19 protein-coding genes are annotated in these 20057 nt (G+C 68.1%); 6 read left to right on the top strand and 13 right to left on the bottom strand.

Annotated elements, in window-relative coordinates; all coding sequences use genetic code 11:
* The first annotated feature begins 153 nt into the window (after positions 1-153).
* The gene (locus IEV56_RS02730) at positions 154-1275 is read left to right on the top strand and encodes a Fic family protein (RefSeq protein WP_188447476.1); all 1122 of its coding nucleotides are present in this window, start codon (positions 154-156) and stop codon (positions 1273-1275) included.
* Here the strand turns inward: IEV56_RS02730 and IEV56_RS02735 are convergent, their stop codons facing one another.
* The 9 genes from IEV56_RS02735 to IEV56_RS02775 form a co-directional block, all read right to left on the bottom strand.
* Positions 1276-2622, bottom strand: coding sequence for an O-antigen ligase family protein (locus tag IEV56_RS02735; protein ID WP_188447479.1), 1347 nt, complete (start codon positions 2620-2622; stop codon positions 1276-1278).
* A gap of 74 nt (positions 2623-2696) precedes the next feature.
* A complete protein-coding gene (locus IEV56_RS02740; RefSeq protein ID WP_188447481.1) occupies positions 2697-3137 on the bottom strand; it encodes a FecR family protein in 441 nt (146 codons plus the stop codon).
* A 38-nt stretch (positions 3138-3175) separates the two neighbouring features.
* Positions 3176-3610 (bottom strand): FecR family protein, encoded by a 435-nt coding sequence (locus IEV56_RS02745; protein ID WP_188447483.1) that lies wholly within the window; start codon positions 3608-3610, stop codon positions 3176-3178.
* Positions 3611-3737: 127 nt separating this feature from the next.
* Positions 3738-4973, bottom strand: a complete 1236-nt coding sequence (locus tag IEV56_RS02750) for a tetratricopeptide repeat protein (RefSeq protein ID WP_188447485.1) — start codon at positions 4971-4973, stop codon at positions 3738-3740.
* Positions 4974-4975: 2 nt separating this feature from the next.
* Positions 4976-6121, bottom strand: coding sequence for a J domain-containing protein (locus tag IEV56_RS02755; protein WP_188447487.1), 1146 nt, complete (start codon positions 6119-6121; stop codon positions 4976-4978).
* Positions 6118-8415, bottom strand: a complete 2298-nt coding sequence (locus IEV56_RS02760) for a GumC family protein (RefSeq protein WP_188447489.1) — start codon at positions 8413-8415, stop codon at positions 6118-6120. The genes IEV56_RS02755 and IEV56_RS02760 overlap by 4 nt, the downstream gene beginning before the upstream one ends.
* Before the next feature lie 17 nt (positions 8416-8432).
* On the bottom strand, positions 8433-9152 hold the full coding sequence (locus IEV56_RS02765; protein ID WP_188447491.1) for a polysaccharide biosynthesis/export family protein: 720 nt from the start codon (positions 9150-9152) through the stop codon (positions 8433-8435).
* A gap of 16 nt (positions 9153-9168) precedes the next feature.
* Positions 9169-9972, bottom strand: coding sequence for a tyrosine-protein phosphatase (locus IEV56_RS02770; protein ID WP_188447493.1), 804 nt, complete (start codon positions 9970-9972; stop codon positions 9169-9171).
* On the bottom strand, positions 9969-11393 hold the full coding sequence (locus tag IEV56_RS02775; RefSeq protein ID WP_188447495.1) for a mannose-1-phosphate guanylyltransferase/mannose-6-phosphate isomerase: 1425 nt from the start codon (positions 11391-11393) through the stop codon (positions 9969-9971). Before IEV56_RS02775 ends, IEV56_RS02770 begins: the two co-directional genes overlap by 4 nt.
* A gap of 100 nt (positions 11394-11493) precedes the next feature.
* Between IEV56_RS02775 and IEV56_RS02780 the strand changes: the two genes are divergently transcribed.
* A complete protein-coding gene (locus tag IEV56_RS02780; protein WP_188447497.1) occupies positions 11494-12495 on the top strand; it encodes an aminoglycoside phosphotransferase family protein in 1002 nt (333 codons plus the stop codon).
* Positions 12495-13193, top strand: coding sequence for an N-acetylmuramate alpha-1-phosphate uridylyltransferase MurU (murU, locus tag IEV56_RS02785; RefSeq protein WP_188447499.1), 699 nt, complete (start codon positions 12495-12497; stop codon positions 13191-13193). The genes IEV56_RS02780 and murU overlap by 1 nt, the downstream gene beginning before the upstream one ends.
* A 162-nt stretch (positions 13194-13355) precedes the next feature.
* On the opposite strand, the gene hda is transcribed toward murU, so the two are convergent.
* From hda to IEV56_RS02800, 3 genes are read right to left on the bottom strand one after another with little or no spacing between them, the layout of a single operon-like run.
* A complete protein-coding gene (hda, locus tag IEV56_RS02790; RefSeq protein WP_188447501.1) occupies positions 13356-14057 on the bottom strand; it encodes a DnaA regulatory inactivator Hda in 702 nt (233 codons plus the stop codon).
* Positions 14050-15144: an AI-2E family transporter gene (locus IEV56_RS02795; protein WP_188447503.1), complete on the bottom strand. Its 1095-nt coding sequence runs from the start codon at positions 15142-15144 to the stop codon at positions 14050-14052. Before IEV56_RS02795 ends, hda begins: the two co-directional genes overlap by 8 nt.
* A gap of 4 nt (positions 15145-15148) precedes the next feature.
* Entirely contained in the window at positions 15149-16306 is a 1158-nt protein-coding gene (locus IEV56_RS02800) for a DUF2066 domain-containing protein (protein ID WP_188447505.1), read from the bottom strand.
* Positions 16307-16395: 89 nt separating this feature from the next.
* On the opposite strand from IEV56_RS02800, the gene purM reads away from it, so the two are divergent.
* The 3 genes from purM to IEV56_RS02815 are packed head-to-tail and all read left to right on the top strand — an operon-like array spanning position 16396 to position 18794.
* Positions 16396-17433 (top strand): phosphoribosylformylglycinamidine cyclo-ligase, encoded by a 1038-nt coding sequence (gene purM / locus IEV56_RS02805; protein WP_229730143.1) that lies wholly within the window; start codon positions 16396-16398, stop codon positions 17431-17433.
* Positions 17411-18082, top strand: a complete 672-nt coding sequence (gene purN / locus IEV56_RS02810; protein ID WP_229730144.1) for a phosphoribosylglycinamide formyltransferase — start codon at positions 17411-17413, stop codon at positions 18080-18082. The genes purM and purN overlap by 23 nt, the downstream gene beginning before the upstream one ends.
* A 4-nt stretch (positions 18083-18086) precedes the next feature.
* Entirely contained in the window at positions 18087-18794 is a 708-nt protein-coding gene (locus IEV56_RS02815) for a DUF3108 domain-containing protein (protein WP_188447509.1), read from the top strand.
* Position 18795: 1 nt separating this feature from the next.
* Here IEV56_RS02815 and murA read toward each other — a convergent pair whose 3' ends face one another.
* Complete coding sequence (murA, locus tag IEV56_RS02820) at positions 18796-20052, bottom strand: UDP-N-acetylglucosamine 1-carboxyvinyltransferase (RefSeq protein ID WP_188447511.1); 1257 nt, start codon at positions 20050-20052, stop codon at positions 18796-18798.
* Positions 20053-20057: the final 5 nt, after the last annotated feature.

Raw genomic sequence — 20057 nt, forward strand, 5'->3', positions numbered from 1 at the left:
CCCGGAAGGGAGGCCGGGAGGGATGGGCACCATCGGCAGACCGTACAGGCACCTTGCGGAGATTACTTAGCATATACTCCGCATATTTTGCGGACTATATGCTTGTAATTGCGGAGAATTGATGCGATATTCTCCGCAGGAGGTTCGGAGAATATGACCTATATCTATGATCGTGCTGAATGGCCTTCATTCCATTGGCAGGATCATGCCCTAGCGGCCACGCTTGCCCATATACGGCACCGGCAAGGGCGTTTGGTGGGTCGCATGGAGGCTTTAGGCTTCACGCTGCGGAAAGAGGCCGTCCTCCATACGCTGACCGAGGATGTGCTCAAATCCAGCGAAATCGAAGGCGAGCGGCTCGACGCCGGCCAAGTGCGCTCATCCATTGCGCGCCGACTGGGTATGGATGTCGCGGGGCTGGTGCCGTCGGAACGGAATGTCGACGTGGTGGTCGAGATGATGCTGGATGCGACGCAGAACTTCGACCAGCCGCTGACCGACGACCGCCTGTTCGGATGGCACGCCGCGCTGTTCCCCAGCGGGCGTAGCGGCATGTCCAGGATAATCGTCGGCCATTGGCGCGATGATGCCTCGGGCCCGATGCAGGTCGTCTCAGGCCCTGTCGGTCGCGAGAAAGTCCACTATCAGGCGCCGGCAGCAGACCGGATTCCGCAGGAGATGCGGCGGTTCATGGACTGGCTGGATGCCGCGAAGGGCATCGATCCGGTCATCGCCGCCGGCCTCGCACATCTCTGGTTCGTGACCATCCATCCGTTCGAGGATGGCAACGGGCGGATGGCGCGCGCCATCGCCGATCTGATGCTGGCGCGCTCGGAAAACAGCCCGCAGCGCTTCTACAGCATGTCATCGCAGATCCGGGCGGAACGCAACCGCTATTACGATATGCTGGAAGCGACGCAGAAAGGCGATCTCGACGTCACCCCGTGGCTGCAGTGGTTTCTGGATTGCCTGGATCGCGCCTTCGACAAAGCCGACGGCACGCTGCGCTCGGTCATGGCCAAGGCACATTTTTGGGACACGTTCAAAGACCTTCCGATCAATGGCCGACAGCGGCTTGTGCTGAATCGCCTGCTTGACGGATTCGAAGGCAAACTGACCTCGTCGAAATGGGCGAAGCTGGCGAAATGCTCGCAGGACACGGCATCGCGCGATATCACCGACCTGATGCGCAAGGGCGTCCTCGTGCGCAGCCAGGCCGGAGGCCGCAGCACGAGTTACCAACCGGTCATGCCGGACAGGGATGCCGCCACCTGATTACATCCCGTCGCTTCGCCCGCTGACGCCCGGCTCACCCCTCGGCCACACCACACACGCCGCCAACAGCCCGGCCAAGGCCGACAGCGCGGTGGTGCGCAACGGGTAATCGACCAGCGAGTGCAGCAGGAGCAGCAGCAGGCCGACCCAGGCGGCGCGGGCCATCAGCGTGGCGCGCACGCTGTGCCGGCCGGCCATGAACCAGACGCGCACGCCCTGCCACAGGAACGCGCCGAGCAGCAACGCGCCGGCCAGCACGCCGAACCAGCGCAGCTCCAGCCAGATTTCCAGGTAATCGTTGTGCGCGTGGTTGACCATCTTGGGGCCGCCCAGGAACGGATCGACGTGCTGGAAGGCGTACCAGAACGCGCCCGGGCCGGCGCCGAGCGGCGCATAGGCGTCGGCCGCCGTGCGGGTGCCGGCGAAGATCTGCCAACGCGAATCCTCCAGCGGATTGGGCACGAACTGCAAGCTGATGAAATACAGGCCCAGCTGCACCGCCAGGAACAGGCCGACGGCCATCAGCGCGAACAGCCAGTGCTTGGCGCCGGTGTGGCGGTCGGCGGCGATCACCGCCGGCAGCATCAACAGGCAGCCGGCCATGCCCAGCAGCAGGCCGGCGCGCGAGCCCGACAGCAGGAAGCCGAGCATGAACAGCAGCGCGATGCCGGCCGGCAGGGCGAAGCGCAGCGGATGCACGTGGCGCTGTTCACGCTGGCCGGCCAGATGCACCAAGCCGGCCCACACCAGGGGCAAGGTGCAGGCCAGGCTGATGGCGTAGTGGTTGTTGTTGGCGAACAGGCCCACCGCCATGCCGCGGTTGGTGTTGCGGTAGAAATACAAGGCGCTATCGATGCCGCCGGCTTTCTGCGCGAGGCCCAGCACCGCGCCCACGGCCAGCACCGCCACCGCCGTCTGCAACAGCATGCGGCGCGCGCGCCAATCCAATTGCAGACCGGCCAGATACAGCGCGATGGCCGGCAACAGCCAGAACAGCGCGCGTTCGGCCGCCAACGGACGCAAGGCGCCGGTGGCCGGCAGGCCGCCGATCAGTGGCGCAAGATGCTGGGACAGCGCGCCGCGGGCCGCGCCCGCCACCCGCCAGGCCTCCGGCCAGGGCAGCAGGAACGCCAGCAGCGCCAGCAGCGGCGGCAAGATCCAGAGCGAAGCTTTCGGCCAGCAGCGGATATCCGGCGTCCGCCAGATCAACACGCCGATCAACACCAGCGCCGCCAGCTGCGTCAACGCATCGCCCGGATGGCCTTGGCCGCCGCCGAATACCAACGCCAACAGCAACACCGTCAGGCCGGTGCGGCGCAACAGGGAATCGGATCGGGTGGCGTCCATGGCACTCCAAGAAACGGTTCGCGCAAGAAAAAGGGCCGCCGAAGCGACCCTTTGGATTCTAGCACCGGCCTGCGTTACGGCGACACGGTATCGTCGCTGCTGTCGCTGTTGCCGGCCAACGCGGCGACCACGACCACGGCACCGGCCACGTACAGTAGGGTTTCGCCGTTGGACACCGTTTTGTTCGAACCGCTGTCGGCTTGCGCGGTCTGTGCGGTGACGCGGGCGATGTTGGCGACGCCGCCGGCGCAGGTCGATTTGGCCGGCACGGTCAACAGCGAACCGGACGCGATGGGCAGCACACAACCGTCGCTGAAACGCAAGCTGGCTTGGCCGCCTTGCATCACCAGCACGCGGTCGCCGGCGACCAACAGCTGGCCGGCCGGGGCCGAGACGAACTGCTTGCCTTGGTTGACCAGCACCACGCCTTCGGTACGGCCGAGCGTGGCCACGGACGGCGCCGCCGTGGCGGTGACGGACAGCAGGCTGGCGAACAGGACGGTGAGGGTTTTCATGGGGAGATCCTTAAGCGTGACCGCAATTATATCCCAGATCAGGGCGAGACGCTGTTGTCGTCGTTTCCGGATTCACCGGCCAGCACGCCCAGCGCCGGCAGTGCGAACACCGCCCACAGGCCGGTGGTGCTCGGTAGGGCGTCGGCGCCGATGGCTTGGGCGCTCACCGGCTGCAGGCGGGCGATCTGGATGTCGCCACCGGCGCAACTGGACAGGGTCTGGACCACCACCAGACTGGATTCGGACAACGGCAACACGCAGCCATCGGCGAAGCGCAAGCTGGCGCGGGCGCCTTTCATCAGCATCACGCGATCGCCGGCGGCCAAGGCTTGGCCCGGGGCGGCAGTGACGAACTGCTTGCCCTGATTGACCAGCACTTGGCCGTCGGCCGAGGCCAGCACGGCGGCCGGCGCGGCGAAGGCGGCAGGCGCAAACAAGGCAATGGTGAGCACGAGGGCGGCGGCGGTTTTCATGGGCAATTCCTTATCGAACAGCTCGGATGCAGTAAAGCGAGGCGGCCGTCATGGAGGCATGAAGGCCGCGTAGGGATTTCAGGGTAGTCCGAAGCGCGGGCGCGGTCAACCCAGAATTTTTCTTATGTCATTCTTCGGTAACGGATTTTTCCGGCGCGGGAGACATGCGGACCGCGTCCAGCCAAAGCGTGCCGTTAATCACGGTTTCGGCCGGAATCCGGGCTGGAATGGTCAGCAGCAGGCGCTGGCCGGGGCAATCGGCCGGTATCTCGAGGTCTACGGTTTCCTCGCGCCAGTCGAAACGGCCCTGCATCGGCGCCGATTCGGCCAGCACCCGGCCCCGCGGTTCGCACAACACCCGCCAGACCAGGCCGCGCGGCGTATCCAAGCGGTCGGCGCGGGCGCGCCAAGCCAGCTGCCAGCGGCCCGGCGGCAGGGCCAAAGCCTGCCACAGGTGCGCGAACGGCGTGCGCCGGCCCTCGAACTGCACCATGTACGAGTTCTGCCCGACGCTGCCGCGGGTGGCGCTCCAATAGGCCTGGGCGCCGGCCAGCGGCGGCGTGTTCCAGGCGAACGGGCCGGCCTGCAGCTCCTGTTCCAGTTCGAAACCGCCGTCGAACACGTTGCCGAGATAATCGCGCTGGGCCTCGGGAATCAACCCGACCCAGGTCAGGTAGGCCTGCGCGTGCCGGTTCTCGGCGCGCAGACGGGCCAGCCAGGGCTGCAGTTCGCGCAAGGCGTTCTCGCCGCGCAGCGGGCCGAACACCGGCGCCAAGGCCTCGCTCGGGTAGCCGGATTTGGCCAGGCCGGCCAGAAACCCGGCACGCCAGGGCGGCTGCCGGTTCAGGGTCTCGACCACGGCGGTCTGCGCCAGCGGGTTGGCCGCCAGCAGGTCCAGCTGCGGCTGCAGGGCCGGCAGCAGATCGGGTTTCAGGCGCAGGATGGCGTCCAGCTGCGCCATGGCATCCGTCGCATCGCGATCGTTCAACGCGTGCTGCAGCAGCCAAAACCGGGTCGGCAGATCGCGCGGCGCCAGACGCACGGCTTGGCGGTACAAGGCCAACGCGTCATCGGCGCGGCCTTCGGCCTCGGCCGCCTGCGCCAGCACCCGCAGCGGCTGGCCGTCGAGCGGATTGGCGCGCAGGGCGCGGCGGGCGCTGTCGGCGGCGGAGGCCCAATCGCCCTGCTCGGCTTGGCCTTGCGCCAGTCGGCTCAGGGCTTCCGGATGATCGGCGCGCCAGGCCAGCGCGCGTTCGGGCTGGCTGCGCGCGTAGTGCTCGGCCATGGCCAGCGACAGCACGCGCCAACCGAGCACGGCCAGCAGGATCGACACGGCGACAAGCCAGACGGTTCGACGCGACATGCTCACTCCAGCAACAGGTATTGCACGATGCGCGGCCGGCCGTCTTCCAGCGCCAAGGCCAGTTCCAGCCCGCCCTGCTGCGCGGTCGGGGCGCGCGCGGCACCAAACCCGAGTTCGGCGCGGTAGCGCAGGCGCACGCTCAGGGTGTCGTCGCCCGGTCGCCAACGCGCCTGGCTGAAGGCGATCTCGCGGTGGCGGGTGCGTTGGAACAGGCGGCGGTAATCGCGGCGGATGTCGGCCACGTCGCCGCGGCCGTTGCTGGCCTCCGCGCTGAACAAGGCCATGAACGCGGCCAGATCGCCGTCGGCGTAACGCTGTTCGAACTCGCGCAACAGCGCTTCGCCCTGCGCACGCGCCGGCGCCCGGGCGTTCGGCTCACTCGCCGCCAAAGCGACCGGCTCGGCCGCGACCGATACCGCCGGCGCACTGATCGGCGGAGCGGGCGGTTCCGCCGCACGCATCGCCGGTTCAGCCGGCGCAGAGGCCACGGCCGCGGATACCGCACGCATGGCTTGGACCGGTGTGGCGGCGGGCGCGGTACTTGCCTTGACGCCGGCGACGGTCGCCGGTTCCGGCGCCCACAGCGGCAGGTTCTGCGGCGCAATGGCCGGTGCGCCCTCGCCGGCCGATACCACCGGGCCGGGCAACGCGGATTCGGGATAGACCTGATCCTGCGGCCACAGCGACAGCGCCAGCAACAGCACGCCGGCCGCCAACAGGCCGGCCAGAAACAGCGGGAAGCGGCTGCGCGCACGCGGCGGCATCGGCGGCGGCGCATGACGCGGCACCGGCACCGGCAAGGCCCCGGCCTTCAGCGCCTGCCAGGCGGCGTTGACGCGCTCGGCCAACACCCGCGCCTCGGGATTACGGTCGGGGTGCAGCCACTTGATCAGCAGCCGGTGGTGCTCCTTGGCCAGCGCCGGATCGGCGCCGGGCGCCAGGCCCAAGCAGCGCCAGGGCGGACTGCCGGCATACAGGCAGACCGCCTGCAGATAGGCGCCGGCGGTGTCGGCCTCGGCTCCGTCGGCCGAGGCCAGCCGGATCAAGGCGGTCATGCCCTCGGGCAGCCGCGCGGCACGCAGGGCGAACAGGGTCTCGGGCGCGTCCTGCAGCGCCCTCGCCTGCTGCCATGCGGCCCCGTCGATCATCGCGTCAGTTTCTTGGTGTCCGTGGTGCCGTAGCTGTAATAGCTGTAGGAGCCGTATCCGGCGCCGTAGCCGTAGCCGTAGGCGGCGTGCTTGCTCTGGAACTTGTTGATCAGCACGCCGACCAGGCGCGCACGCGCGGCCTGCAGGCGCTTGACCGCGTTGACCGCCAGCAGCTTGCGGGTGCCGCCGGCCTCGACCACCAGCAGCACTCCATCGACCGTGGAGGCCAGGATCGGCGCGTCGGCCAGGCCCATCACCGGCGGACCGTCGATGATGACCTGGTCGAAGTGCGCCAGGCCGTACTCGATCAACGCGCGCATGGCGTCGTCGTGCAGCAGTTCGGCCGGGTTCGGCGGCAGCGGACCGGTGGTGACCACCGACACGCCCGGGGTGTCGCTTTCGCGGATGATGTCGGCGATGGCCAGCGCACCGGCCAGGTAATTGCTCAGGCCGATGTCGTTGTCGAGGCCGGCCTTTTTGTGCAGCGAGGGCTTGCGCATGTCGGAGTCGATCAGCAGCACGCGCTTGCCGATTTGGCCGAATTTGCGCGACAGGGTCAACGCCGCGGTCGACTTGCCCTCGCCCGGCGAGGCGCTGGTGATCAACAGGCTGCGCGGCACGCCGTGGCTGGTGGCGAACTGCAGCGCGGTGCGCACCGAGCGGTAGGCTTCGGCGAAGGCCGAGCGCGGATCGCGCAGCGCCGACTCGACGCTGTCGCCGTCCTTGATCTTCGGGATCACGCCCAGCACCGGCAAGGCCAGGCGCTTCTCGACGTCGTCCGGGTTCTTCAGGGTGTCGTCCAGGTATTCCAGCAGCAGCGCCAGCAGCACGCCCAGCACCAGGCCCAGGAACAGCGCCACCGCCAGATTCAGCGGGATGTTCGGCCGGTATTTGCCGGCATTGACCGCCTCGTCGACGATCAGCACGTTGTTCAGGCCGACGCCGGCGGCGATGCCGATCTCCTTGTAGCGCTGCAGGGTAGCCTCGTACAGCTGGCGGTTGGTGTCGACCTCGCGTTTGTAGATGTCGTACTGGATCGAACGGCTCTTCAGGTCCAGCGCCTCGCCTTTCAGCGAGCGGATCTGTTCGGCGATCATCGCCTCGTTCTGCTGCGCGGCCTCGTACTCGGCGCGGATGGCCGACTTGATGGCGGCGATCTCCTGCGCGATCTGGCGGTCGAGCTCGTCGATCTGCGATTTCAGCTGCACCATGGCCGGATAGGCCGGCTTGAACTGGCTGAGCTTGTTCTGGTATTCGGTGGTCAGCTCGGCGCGCTTCTCCTGCAAGGTGCGCACGATCGAATTGCCGCCGGCCTCGCCGAAGGTGACCATGCCGACGCTACTCTGCGCCTGCTGCCATTTCGACTGGGCGCGGATGCGTTCTTCCTTGGCCTTGCCGAGCGCGGCGTTGAGCGCGCCCAGGTTCTGCTCGGGCAGGCTGCCGGCGTTCTCGCCGCCGGTGCCGACGATCTGCTCCTGCGCCGCGAACCGCACCAGCTGCGCCTCGGAATCCTCGAGCTTGATCTTCAGCTGCTTGAGCTGGTCTTCCAGATAGGACTTGGCGTAGCTGGAGGTCTCGAAGCGCGCCTCCAGGTTGCGGTTCTGGTAGGCCGCGGCCAAGGCGTTGGCGGCCAGGATGGCGAAGGCCGGGTCGGTGCTGTTGTAGTGGATCTTCACCAAGCGGGTATTGCGCACCGGCTCGATGCTGTAACCGTCCTGGAAGCGCGCGACGCGTTCAAGCGACTGTTTCTTCTGCTGCGCCGGACTCGGCTTGGCCTCCTCGGACCCGTCGTCGCCCAAGCCGATCCAGGACTTGATCTGTCCGCCGGCCGACGGCTGGAATACCTGCGCGAAACGCTTCTTGTCCTGGTAGCCGATGTCGCTCAACACCCGCGAGGCCAACTCGCGGCTCTGCAGCAACTGGTATTGGGTGTTCAGATAGTTCGGGTCGTTCATCATCCCGGCCATCGGGTTCTGGTCATCGCCGGTGACGTTCATCAGCTCGCGGTCGATCTGCACCGAGCTGGTGGCGCGGTACACCGGGGTGATCAGCAGGGAGGCCACCAGCGCGGCCACGAACACCAGGCCGACGCAGGCGGCGATGGTCCAGCGGCGCTTGAGCAGGATATGCCACAGGCCCAGCAGGTCGATGTTGAACTCGTCGCTATCGGCGGCGGCCTGCGGCTGCAGCTCGGTGCTCAGTACGCCGGCTTGGCGCAACGCCAGGGTGCGCTGCACCGGCTCGGGCTGCGGCACCAGACCGGCGTTCGGGGTGTTCGGGGTGTCTTGGCTCACAGAGGGCAATCCTTGGCTTAATACAATACGAATGCGTTGACGATCGGGATGGACTGCAGGAAGCGCTTGAAGCCGCGCTTGGCCTTGGACTCGTTGACCACCACGATGTCGTCGCCGTAGATCTGCGGATCGGCGGCGGCGCCGTTGCGCACGTCCTGCAGGTTGAACTTGGCCACCATGCGCTGGCCGTTGACGGTGCGGAACACCACCACCGCCTCGTCGTCGGCGACGTCGCTGTCGGTACCGCCGGCCAGGGCGATGGCCTGCAGCAGCGAGGTCTGGCCGGTGATCGGATAGATGCCGGCCTTCTTCACCGCGCCTTCGACGGTGACGCGCTGGCTGGTGAATTCCTTGATGAACACGGTGACCTGCGGATTCTGCAGATAGGTCTTGCCGAGTTTTTCGGCGATCTCGGTTTCCAGCTCCAGCACGGTCTTGCCGCCGGCCTGCACCACGCCGATCAGCGGCAGCGAGATCTGGCCGGTGGCGTTGACCCGCAGTTCGCGCTCCAGCTCCTCGTTCATGAAGATCGAGACCTTCAGCAGGTCCTGCGGGCCGATGCGGTATTCGGATTTGCCGGTGTACTCGCCGGCGCGGGTGGTGCTGTCGGGCAGCCCCATGTCCTGTCCGGCGGCGACCGCCTGCGGCGCGGGGCCGGCCACGGGCGGCTCGGCGGCCGGGGCGCCGAGGGCGAGGAACAGGGTGGCGGCCAGGGCCGCGTGCAGGAATCGTTTCATGCGCATACTCATCATGTTAAGAGTGCCGTGGGCCGAACAGGGTGCGCCAGAACCCTTTGCCGGGCCGCGCGCCGGGCTTGGCGGCCGGCAGGGCCGGCAAGGCGCCCGGTGAGACATTATCGAGGATACCGCGCGGGCGTGTCAGCACCAGGTGCACGGCCTCGTCCGCGCCCAGGCGGCGGGCGGCGGCTTCGCGCGCTTCGGCCAGAAACGGCGGGCGGCGCTCGCTGTGGTGCGAATCGGTGGCCAGGATATGGCACAGGCCGTCGTCGAGGATGCGCTCGGCCCAGTACTGCGGGCGGCGGCCGAAACGGCCGGTCAAACTGCCGGCGGTGAGCTGGATCCAGGCGCCGGAGGCGACCATGCGCTGGAACGCCGGATAGTGGTCGTCGATCCAAGTCAGGCGCTCGGGATGGGTGATCACCGGCACGAAGCCGGCGGTCAGCAGGCTGAACACCGAATCCTCCAGCCGCGGCGGCGCCACATGGTGCGGCGGCTCGAACAGGAAATAGCGCGAGCCGTTCAGGGTCGGCACGCTGCCTGCCTTCAGCCGCGCCACCAGATCCGGCGCCAGATGGGTGTCGGCGCCCTCGACCAGTTCCAGCGCGATGCCCTCCTCGGCCAATACCTGCCGGAACGCGGTAATCGCGGCGCGGATGCCGTCGGCCTCGTTTTCGTACAGGCCAGGATAGATGTGCGGCGTGCAGGCGGTGACGCGGATGCCGTCGGCGACCGCGATGCGCGCCATCGCCAGCGACACCGCGAGCTCGCTCGGGCCGTCGTCGATGCCGGGCAGGATATGGCAGTGCAGGTCGATCACGTCGCGCCCGGCTCCGGTGTGCGGCCGTACACGTCCTCGAAGCGCACGATGTCGTCTTCGCCCAAGTACGAACCCGACTGCACTTCGATCAGCTCCAGCGGAATAGTGCCCGGGTTCTCCAGCCGGTGCTTGCTGCCCAACGGGATGTAGGTGCTCTGGTTCTCCGACAGCAGGATCACGCGCTCGTCGCAGGTGACCCGCGCGGTGCCGCTGACCACGATCCAGTGCTCGGCGCGGTGATGGTGCATCTGCAGGCTGAGCGCGGCGCCGGGCTTGACCACGATGCGCTTGACCTGGAAGCGCGCGCCGGCGTCGACCGAATCGTAATTGCCCCAGGGCCGGAATACCTTGCGGTGCCAGGTCGCCTGCGGCCGGTTTTCGGCCTTCAGTTTCGCCACGATGGATTTGACGTCCTGCACCCGGTCCTTGTGCGCCACCAACACGGCGTCGTCGGTATCGACCACCACCACATTGTCCAGGCCCAGCAAGGCCAGCAGGCGCTTCTCGCCCATGGCCAGGGAGTTTTGGCAGTCGATGGCCAGCACGTCGCCATGGTGGGCGTTGCCGGCGCCATCCTGTTCGGCCACCTGCCAGAGCGCCTGCCAGGAACCGACATCGCTCCAACCGACCGCCACCGGCAGGATGCGGCCCTCGGCGGTCTTCTCCATCACCGCGTAGTCGATCGAATCCGAGGCCATGGCCGAAAACGCGTCCGGGTCGAGGCGGATGAAGTCGGCGTCGCGCCGGGCGCGGGCCACGGCCGTTTCGGCCAGTTCCACCATCAGCGGATGCACCTGCGCCAGTTCATCGAGGTAGGCGCGGGCGCGGAACAGGAACATGCCCGAATTCCAGAAATAATCGCCGGAGGCGACGTAACCGGCGGCGGTGGCGGCGTCGGGTTTTTCCACGAAGCGTTCGATGGCGCGCACGCCCTCGCCCGGCGCGGCCTTGATGTACCCGAAACCGGTTTCCGGCGCCTCCGGCACGATGCCGAAGGTGACCAGCCCGCCGTCGCGGGCGGCCGGCAACGCCTGGCGCACCGCGGCTTGGAAGGCCGGCACATCCGTAATGGCGTGGTCGGACGGCATCACCAGCAGCACGGCGTCGGGATCGGCGGCCAAGGCTTGGAACGCGGCGACCGCGATGGCCGGCGCGGTGTTGCGCCCGACCGGCTCCAGCAACAACGCCGACGGCGGCAGGCCGATGGCGTGCAACTGCTCGGCGACCAGGAACCGGTGCGCTTCGCCGGCGACCACGATCGGGGCCACGGCGTCCAGGCCCTGCAGGCGCAGGGCGGTGGCCTGCAACAGCGAATGCTCGCCGATCACCGGCAGGAACTGCTTGGGATGGGCCTCGCGCGACAGCGGCCAAAGCCGGGTGCCGGAACCGCCCGAAAGGATGACCGGGGTGATCGATGCCATGGCTTGGAACCCTCGTACTTCACGTATCATGTTCAACAGGCTATTAAACCACCATTGCCGCCGCCTTCATACCAGAAAAATTCCGAGGACATCCCGCGAAATGAGTTCTTCATCCCGCCCCGCGCAACGCCTGCTTTGGGCGCAGACCGTGCTCGCCGACCCGGCCCTGCAGTTGCACAGCGCCTCCTCGGACGCCAGTTTCCGCAGCTATTGGCGCGGCGAGAGCGGCGGCCGCACCTGGATCGTGATGGACGCGCCGCCGGACAAGGAAGACACCGGGCCCTGGCTGGCGATGGCCAAGCGCCTGACCGACGCCGGCCTGAACGCGCCGGCGGTGCGCGCGGTCGACGCCGACCGCGGCTTCGTGCTGATGAGCGATCTGGGCACCCGGCTATTTTTACCGGAACTGGATGAAGGCACGGTCGACACCCTGTACGGCCAGGCGTTGGACGCCCTGCTGCGCATGCAGACCCGCCTGCCCTGCGACGACCTGCCGCCGTATGACGAGGCGCGGCTGGTGGCCGAGATGGAACTGATGCCGACCTGGTTCTTCGAGCGCCATCTGGGCTTCACGCCGGGATGCGAACAGTGGGACGTGATCGAGTCGGCGTTCCGCGCGCTGGTGGATGCCGCCACGGCACAGACCGCGGTGTTCGTGCACCGCGATTACCATTCGCGCAACCTGTTGATCGGCGAGTCCGGCGACCCGGGCATCCTGGATTTCCAGGACGCGGTGCGCGGCCCGATGACCTACGACCTGGTCTCGCTGCTGCGCGATTGCTACATCGAATGGCCGCAGGCGCGCGTCGAGGCCTGGGTGGAGGGCTACCGGCAACGCGCCGAAGCCGCCGGCCTGCGCACCGGCGACGCCGCCCGCTTTCTGCGCGCATTCGACCTGATGGGTCTGCAGCGGCACCTGAAAGTGCTCGGCATCTTCTGCCGCCTGTATTACCGCGACGCCAAGGCCGGCTATCTGAACGACCTGCCGCTGGTGTGGAAATACACCCGCGAGGTCGGCCGCCGCCATCCGGAAACCGCGGCCTTGATCGCGCTGATCGAACAGGCCATCGGCGACCGCGACATCCGCCTGCCGAGCGCCTGATGGACGCGTTGATCTTCGCCGCCGGTAAAGGCGAGCGCATGCGCCCGCTGACCGAGCACACGCCCAAGCCGCTGTTGTCGGTCGGCGGCAAGCGCCTGATCGAATGGCATCTGGAGAAACTGGCCGCGCTCGGCTGCGGCACGGTGGTGATCAACACGTCCTGGCTGGCCGAATGCTTCCCGCCGGCGCTCGGCGACGGCTCGCGCTGGGGCCTGAACCTGGTGTATTCCTACGAGGGCGCCGAGCCGCTGGAAACCGGTGGTGGCATGGCCAAGGCGCTGGCGCATCTGAATGATGCGCCGTTCATCGCGGTCAACGGTGATGTGTTCTGCGATGCCGATTTCAGTCGCCTGCCGCACGAACCCAAGGGCTTGGCGCACCTGCTGCTGGTCGACAATCCCGAGCACAACCCCCACGGCGATTTCGTACTGCGCCCCGATGGCCGCGTGGATTCCGACGGCGAAGCCAAACTGACCTTTTCCGGCATCGGCGTGTACCGCCCGGAACTGCTGCTGCGTTGCCGCGACCGATGGCAGACGCCGGGCGAGGCGCATCCGCGCTTCAAATTGGCGCCGATCCTGCGTGCGGCCATGAGGGAGGGTTTGGTGACCGGCCAACGCCACGACGGCGTCTGGCTGGACATCGGCACACCGCAACGCCTGGCCGATTTGGATGCGGCCTTGACCCGCGCCCGGTAGGGGCGAAAAGGCGCTACCCCGGCGCTACGCGCCACCCCTTCGTAAACGAAGGGGATTAAGAGCGATGGTTTTTTCCCCTTCGGAACGAAGGGGTGCCCGAAGGGCGGGGTAGCGCGTTTGGCATCAACCAGAGCGAACACAAGGTCCGCCCCGACGATGGCATTACGCCTCGGCGTGCAACACCGTCTTGATGAACGGAATGGTCAAGCGCCGTTGCGCGGCCAGGCTGGCATGATCCAGGCGGTCGAGCAGCTCGCCCAGCGATTGCAGGTCGCGGCTGACGCGGGTGAACAGGTAATCGACGACCGCCTCGTCGATCTGCAGGCCGCGGCGGGCGGCACGTTGCGCCAGCACCTGGCGTTTGCCGGCTTCATCCAGCACCTCCAGATTCAAACGCAGGCCCTGCTCCAGGCGCGAGACCAGATCCGGCAAGCGGATGCCCAACTGCGCCGGCATGGCGCCGGCGGCGAACACCAAGGAGGCGCCGGCGGCCTTGGCACGGTTGTAGAAATGGAACAGCGCTTCTTCGGCGCCGGCATCGCCGGCGAGGGCCTGCACGTCGTCCAGGCACACCAGCTGCCGGTGCTCCAGACCATCCAAGGCCTGCGCCAACATCGGCGCCATGCGCGCCAGCGGCACATACGCGGCGGCGCGCCCGAGCGCGTGCGCGTGGCTGACCGCGGCGCGCAGCAGATGGCTTTTGCCCGAACCCGAAGGACCGGCCAGGAACACCGCGTGCGCGCTCTCGCCGCAGGCCGCCTGCTCGATGGCGCGGCGCACGGGCTCCTGCCCGAGGAAATCGACGAAACGCTGGTCGGAGCCGGCCTTGAACGCCAGCGGCAATTGCGCGCTCACCTCAGACATCCGGCCTCGGCGGATCAAGCGCGGCCGGCGCGCCGGCGCCGTACAGCCCGCTTTTCAGGTAGCGCTCTTCGTACAGGTACTTCAGCAGCACATTGAGCACCGCCGCCGCCGGCAACGCCAGCAGCACGCCGATGAAACCGAACAGCTGGCCGCCGGCCATGATCGCGAAGATCACCGCCACCGGATGCAGGCCGATGCGGTCGCCGACCAGCTTCGGGGTCAGGATGTAGCTTTCGATCAACTGGCCGACGGTGAACACCAAGGCCACGCCGAGCAGATGGTTGATGTCGCCGTGCTGGATCAGGCTGGCGATCACCGCCGCGACGATGCCGAAGGTGGCGCCCAGATACGGCACGAAACTGACCAGACCGGCCAGGAAACCGATCAGCAGGCCCGAATCCAGGCCCACCAGCCACAGGCCGACGGCGTAGATCGCGCCGAGCATGACCATCACCAGCATCTGGCCGCGCAGGAAACCGCCGAGCACCTCGTCGGAGTCGGCCGCCAACCGGCCGACGATGGCGGCATGCCGACGCGGCACCGCATCGTGCAGGCTGCGCAGCATCGGCTGCCAATCGCGCAGGAAATAGAAGCTCAGGATCGGCAGCAGCAGCAGGTTGGACACCCACAAGAGAATGGCCATGCCCGAACGACCGACATAACCCAGCGCGATCTTGGCGAAATCGCCGATCTCCTGCCAATGTTCCTGCACCACCTGGGTGGCGCCGACCCGGCTGAACAGTGGGCTCAAATCGCGCCCGGTACGCGCCGACAGCCATGGCAGGGCGACGTTGGTGAACCAGTCGAACAGGCGCGGCAGGCGCTCCAGCAAAGACACCAGCTGGCTCCACAGCAGCGGCAGCAGCACTAGCAGGGCCAACGCGATCAGGCCGAAGGTCAGCAGGAACACCAGCAGCACGGCGGTGTTGCGGCTGCGGCCGGCGCGTTGCAGGCGCAACACCAGTGGATTGCCGAGCCACGCCAGCAGCAGCGCCGCCACGAACGGCGACAGGATCGGGCTCAGCAACCAAAGCAGGAAGCCCAAGGCGGCGACCAGCGCCGGCAATTGCCATTTGGGCGCGATCATCGGCTCAGTCCTTCAGCGTGAAACGTTCGATGGACTCGGCCGGCGGTTCGCCGTCGGCGGCCGGCGCCGAGGCCGGTCCGAGCGGCTGCAGCACACCGCTGGTGCGCATCAGGCCGCGGAAGGCGTTGACGCCGCTGCGCAGATCGACCCGCAGTAGCAGTATGCCGGGTTGCGCGGCGTCGATGTCGAGTTCGCGCACCGACGCGTGCGTCTGCAGGAAGGCCACGGCGCGCACGTAGTCGTCCAGGCCGTTGATGCCGGCCACTTCCATGCGCACCACGCCGGCGCGGCCGGCGTCCAGGCGCGAGGCGTCGCGCTTGGCGAAATACTCGGCGGTGTTGTCGGCGCCGGAGGCGATGACCTGGCGTGCGTCGGGCATCGTCACCGGCCAGCGGCTGAGTTCGGCGCCGTCCTGCCACAACAGCCACCAGGCCGACCAGCCGCTGACCGAGCGGTAGACCTTGCCGATCAGCATCGTGTCGTTGCGGTAGCGCGCGTTGGCGGCGGCCACGCCGCGGGCATCCAAGGCCAGCACCGCCGGCAAGGCGGCCAGATCGCCGGCGCTGCCCTGCGGCACCAGAAAACGGAGACCGCGTTGCTGGCCGCGGTCGGCCAAGGATTTGATCACGTTGAGTTGTCCGGCGGTGACCAGACGCGGGCCGCGGCCGTCGTCGATGCTCAGCCACAGCATCGGTTTCGGGCGCTCGCCGGTCCAGTACTTGAAGCCGGCGGCGGCAATCAGCGAATCGACCGGATTGGGATCGAAGCGCACATTGAGACTGGCCTTCAGCACCGGCGCGCCGCCGACCAGGGTATTGCCCTCGGCGTCCGAGACGCCGGCCTTGTCGTCCAGCACCCAGTCCGGGGCATGGGCGAAGGCGCCGCGCACCACCGGATTGCTGCCGGCGTCGGTGCGGCCGGTGAGCTGGTTGACCACCTGCACCAAGGCGCGCGCGATGGCGGCCTTGCGCGCCTTGTCGTCCTGCGACAGCAGCTCCACGCGGGTGGCGTACAACGCCGGATCGCGCACCAGGCGCTTGCTCTCGGACGGAGCCTCCGCCGCCGCGGCCGACGCCGCCGGTTTGACGCCCTGCGCGGACGCCGCGCCGGCCCAAACCAGCAACAACGCGAGAAGAAGACGGGCGGTCGGACGGCGTGTCATGCGGGTATCTTGCCTCAAGTTTCCGGGGTTTGCACCGGCTATTATCGCAGTGAACTGGTAGAATGGGGCTTTCCATTCGGAACTGCCGCGTGAGCCCGGAAAACACCCCCCTGAGCTACCGAGACGCGGGCGTCGACATCGACGCCGGCAACACCGTGGTCGAGCGCATCAAGCCGCTGGTCAAGAAAACCTTCCGTCCGGAAGTGATGGGCGGTTTGGGCGGCTTCGGCGCCCTGTTCGACCTGTCCGGCCGCTACCGCGAACCGGTGCTGGTGTCCGGCACCGACGGCGTCGGCACCAAGCTCAAGCTCGCGCAGCAGCTGAACCGGCACGACACCATCGGCATCGACCTGGTCGCCATGTGCGTCAACGACGTGCTGGTGCAGGGCGCCGAGCCGCTGTTCTTCCTCGACTACTTCGCCACCGGCAAGCTCGACGTCGACACCACCGTGGCCGTGGTCGGCGGCATCGCCAAGGGCTGCGAGCTGTCCGGCTGCGCCTTGATCGGCGGCGAGACCGCCGAGATGCCCGACATGTACCCGCCGGGCGAATACGACCTGGCCGGCTTCACCGTGGCCGCGGTGGAGAAATCCGAAATCATCGACGGCAGCGCGGTGCGCGCCGGCGACGTGCTGATCGGCATCGATTCCTCCGGCCCGCACTCCAACGGCTATTCGCTGGTGCGCAGGATCTATGACCGCGCCGGCCGGCCGGCCGAGCTGGACGTCGGCGGCGTGAAGCTGATCGACGCGCTGATGGCACCGACTCGGCTGTACGTCAAGCCGATCCTGGCCCTGCTCACGCAGCACCGCATCCCGGCCATGGCGCACATCACCGGCGGCGGCCTGAGCGAGAACATCATCCGCGTCATCCCCGACGGCCTGGGACTGGACATCGAAGCCAGCACCCTGGTGTTGCCGCCGGTGTTCGACTGGCTGCAGCGCGAAGGCAACGTGGCCGCGCCGGAAATGTGGCGTACCTTCAACTGCGGCGTCGGCTTCGTGCTGGTGCTGCATCCCGAGCAGGTCGCCGGCGTGCGCGCCAACCTGGACGCGCTCGGCCTGGGCCACAAGGCCATCGGCCAGGTCGTCGCCCGCCACGGCGATGAACGCACCGTCATCGCCTGAGGCCGTGCGCCCGCCGCTGCGGGTCGCGGTACTGGCCTCCGGCCGCGGCAGCAACCTGCAGGCCCTGCACCGGGCACAAACCGAAGGCCGGCTGCCGATCGCGCTGGTCGGCGTGTTCTCCGACAAACCCGGCTCCGGCGCGGTGGCCTACGCGCGCGCGCACGGCCTGCCGGCCGCGGCGCTGTTGCCGTCGGACTTCCCTGACCGCGAAGCCTTCGATGTCGCGCTGATGCAGGCGGTTGCCGCCACGCGTCCGGAACTGATCGTCTGCGCCGGCTTCATGCGCATCATCTCGAAGGCCGGCATCCGCGCCGCGCCCTGCCCGATGATCAACATCCATCCCTCGTTGCTGCCCAAATTCCCCGGCCTGCACACCCATGCCCGGGCCTTGGCCGCGGGCGAGCATGAACACGGCGCCAGCGTGCATCTGGTCGACGAGGTGCTGGACGGCGGCCGCGTGCTGGCGCAGGCGCGCGTGCCGGTGCAGGCCGGCGAGGATCCGTCGCAGCTGGCCGAGCGCGTGTTAAGCCGCGAGCATCCTTTATTAATCGCGACTGTACGCGCCATCGCCGACGGCCGCATCCGCCTGCAAGGCGACGCATCGGCTCGCGTATCATGGCTGGGTGACGACGATCTCGACCTGGAGTAAGCCCATGCGCCGCACCACGTTCGTGCTGTGGCTGTCCCTGCTCGCCCTGCCGGCCACGGCGGCGGCGCCGGTGGACGCGTTCACGCTGAAATTCAGCACGCTGCGCAACGGCGACGCGCTCGGCGGCACCGTCATGCAGTTCAAGCCGGCGCGTGCCGGCGTCTGGCAGTTCAGCAGTACGGTCAACGGCACCGAAGGCCTGGCCGGATTGGCCGGCGCCGGCGTCAACGAGACCAGCACCCTGACCGCGCCCGGCGGTCAACTCACGCTGTTCAGCAACGCCTTGGAAACCCGGCTGGCCTGGAAGAGCTCGGTCAAGACCACCGCCTTGCTCAAGGGCGGCAAAGCCTATCAATACAGCGACGGCAAGACCGTGCGCCTGGCCGACTACGCGCCGCAGACCCTGGACCGGCACAGCCTGACCGTGGCGCTAGTGTCCGACCTGCGCGCGGGCCTGGGGCCGGAATTCACCTACCGCGCCTTGGCCAAGGGCCGCGCCGAGACCTACCGCTTCCGCGTCACCGGCGAAGAGCGGCTGAACACCGCCTTGGGCATGCTGGACACCGTCCGCGTCGAGCGCATCCGCGAAAGCAGCGACGGCAAGCGCACGCGCATCTGGTTCGCCAAAAGCCGCGGCTATCTGCCGGTGCTGATCCAGGAGCTGGACCGCGACGGCGACGACATCGAGATGCGGATCGCGGCGATCCGCTGACTCAGCCGACGCGGCGGATGCGCGCGCCCAGGCCGCGGAACTTCTCTTCGATGTTCTCGTAGCCGCGGTCGATGTGGTACACGCGGTCGATCACCGTCTCGCCTTTGGCGACCAGACCGGCCAGCACCAAGGATGCCGACGCGCGCAGGTCGGTGGCCATCACCGGCGCGCCGGTCAGCTCCGGCACGCCGCGCACGATGGCGGTATGGCCGTCGATCTTGACGTCGGCGCCCAGACGCATCAGCTCGTTCATGTGCATGAAGCGGTTTTCGAAGATGGTTTCCTTGATCACGCCGACGCCGTCGGCCATGCAGTTCATGGCCGCGAACTGGGCCTGCATGTCGGTCGGGAACGCCGGATACGGCGCGGTGGTGATGTCGACCGCGCGCGGACGGCGGCCGCCCATGTCGAGCGTGATGGTATCGGCGGTGTGGCTGATGTCGGCGCCGGCCTCGACCAGCTTCTGCAGCACCGAGTCCATGGTGTCGGCGCGCGCGCGGCGGCAGGTGATGCGGCCGCCGGTCATCGCCGCGGCCACCAGGAAGGTGCCGGTCTCGATGCGGTCGGCCTGCACCGCGTAGCGGCCGCCGTGCAGGCGTTCGACGCCCTCGACGGTCAGCGTGCTGGTGCCGATGCCGTCGATCTTCGCGCCCAGGGTCTGCAGGCACAGCGCCAGGTCGACGATCTCCGGCTCCTGCGCGCAGTTCTCTAGCACCGTGGTGCCGCGCGCCAGCACGGCCGCGCTCAGCACGTTCTCGGTGGCGCCGACGCTGACCATGTCGAACACGAAGCGGCCGCCTTTCAGACGGTCGCAGCGGGCCTTGACGAAGCCGTTCTCGACCGTGACCTCGGCGCCGAGCGCCTGCATGCCGCGGATGTGCAGATCGACCGGACGCGAACCGATGGCGCAGCCGCCGGGCAGCGAGACCTCGGCGTGGCCGAACTTGGCCAGCAGCGGACCGAGCACCAGGATCGAGGCGCGCATGGTCTTGACCAGCTCGTACGGCGCCACGGTCCGGTTCACGCTGCGCGGATCGATATGCAGAGTCTGGCTGTCGTCGACGGTGATCTTGGCACCGAGCGCACCGAGCAGGCTGATGGTGGTGGTGACGTCGTGCAGGTGCGGCACGTTCGACAGCGTCACCGGCTCGTCGGCCAGGATGGTGGCGCACAGAATCGGCAGCACCGCGTTCTTGGCGCCGGAGATCTGCACGTCGCCGTGCAGCGCTTCGCCGCCGTTCAGGATGATTTTCGCCATGTCGG

Origin of the sequence: Arenimonas maotaiensis (assembly GCF_014638745.1) — a bacterium.
Taxonomy (GTDB): domain Bacteria; phylum Pseudomonadota; class Gammaproteobacteria; order Xanthomonadales; family Xanthomonadaceae; genus Arenimonas; species Arenimonas maotaiensis.

What these genes read in the sequence shown, in the direction of transcription:
- IEV56_RS02745 (WP_188447483.1), bottom strand. Translation starts at nt 3,610, where the DNA reads ATGAAAACCGCCGCCGCCCTCGTGCTCACCATTGCCTTGTTTGCGCCT.
- IEV56_RS02755 (WP_188447487.1), bottom strand. Translation starts at nt 6,121, where the DNA reads ATGATCGACGGGGCCGCATGGCAGCAGGCGAGGGCGCTGCAGGACGCG.
- IEV56_RS02775 (WP_188447495.1), bottom strand. Translation starts at nt 11,393, where the DNA reads ATGGCATCGATCACCCCGGTCATCCTTTCGGGCGGTTCCGGCACCCGG.
- IEV56_RS02800 (WP_188447505.1), bottom strand. Translation starts at nt 16,306, where the DNA reads ATGACACGCCGTCCGACCGCCCGTCTTCTTCTCGCGTTGTTGCTGGTT.
- murU (WP_188447499.1), top strand. Translation starts at nt 12,495, where the DNA reads ATGGACGCGTTGATCTTCGCCGCCGGTAAAGGCGAGCGCATGCGCCCG.
- purN (WP_229730144.1), top strand. Translation starts at nt 17,411, where the DNA reads ATGAACGCACCGTCATCGCCTGAGGCCGTGCGCCCGCCGCTGCGGGTC.
- IEV56_RS02735 (WP_188447479.1), bottom strand. Translation starts at nt 2,622, where the DNA reads ATGGACGCCACCCGATCCGATTCCCTGTTGCGCCGCACCGGCCTGACG.
- IEV56_RS02815 (WP_188447509.1), top strand. Translation starts at nt 18,087, where the DNA reads ATGCGCCGCACCACGTTCGTGCTGTGGCTGTCCCTGCTCGCCCTGCCG.
- IEV56_RS02780 (WP_188447497.1), top strand. Translation starts at nt 11,494, where the DNA reads ATGAGTTCTTCATCCCGCCCCGCGCAACGCCTGCTTTGGGCGCAGACC.
- IEV56_RS02750 (WP_188447485.1), bottom strand. Translation starts at nt 4,973, where the DNA reads ATGTCGCGTCGAACCGTCTGGCTTGTCGCCGTGTCGATCCTGCTGGCC.
- hda (WP_188447501.1), bottom strand. Translation starts at nt 14,057, where the DNA reads ATGTCTGAGGTGAGCGCGCAATTGCCGCTGGCGTTCAAGGCCGGCTCC.
- IEV56_RS02730 (WP_188447476.1), top strand. Translation starts at nt 154, where the DNA reads ATGACCTATATCTATGATCGTGCTGAATGGCCTTCATTCCATTGGCAG.
- IEV56_RS02765 (WP_188447491.1), bottom strand. Translation starts at nt 9,152, where the DNA reads ATGAAACGATTCCTGCACGCGGCCCTGGCCGCCACCCTGTTCCTCGCC.
- murA (WP_188447511.1), bottom strand. Translation starts at nt 20,052, where the DNA reads ATGGCGAAAATCATCCTGAACGGCGGCGAAGCGCTGCACGGCGACGTG.
- IEV56_RS02740 (WP_188447481.1), bottom strand. Translation starts at nt 3,137, where the DNA reads ATGAAAACCCTCACCGTCCTGTTCGCCAGCCTGCTGTCCGTCACCGCC.
- IEV56_RS02795 (WP_188447503.1), bottom strand. Translation starts at nt 15,144, where the DNA reads ATGATCGCGCCCAAATGGCAATTGCCGGCGCTGGTCGCCGCCTTGGGC.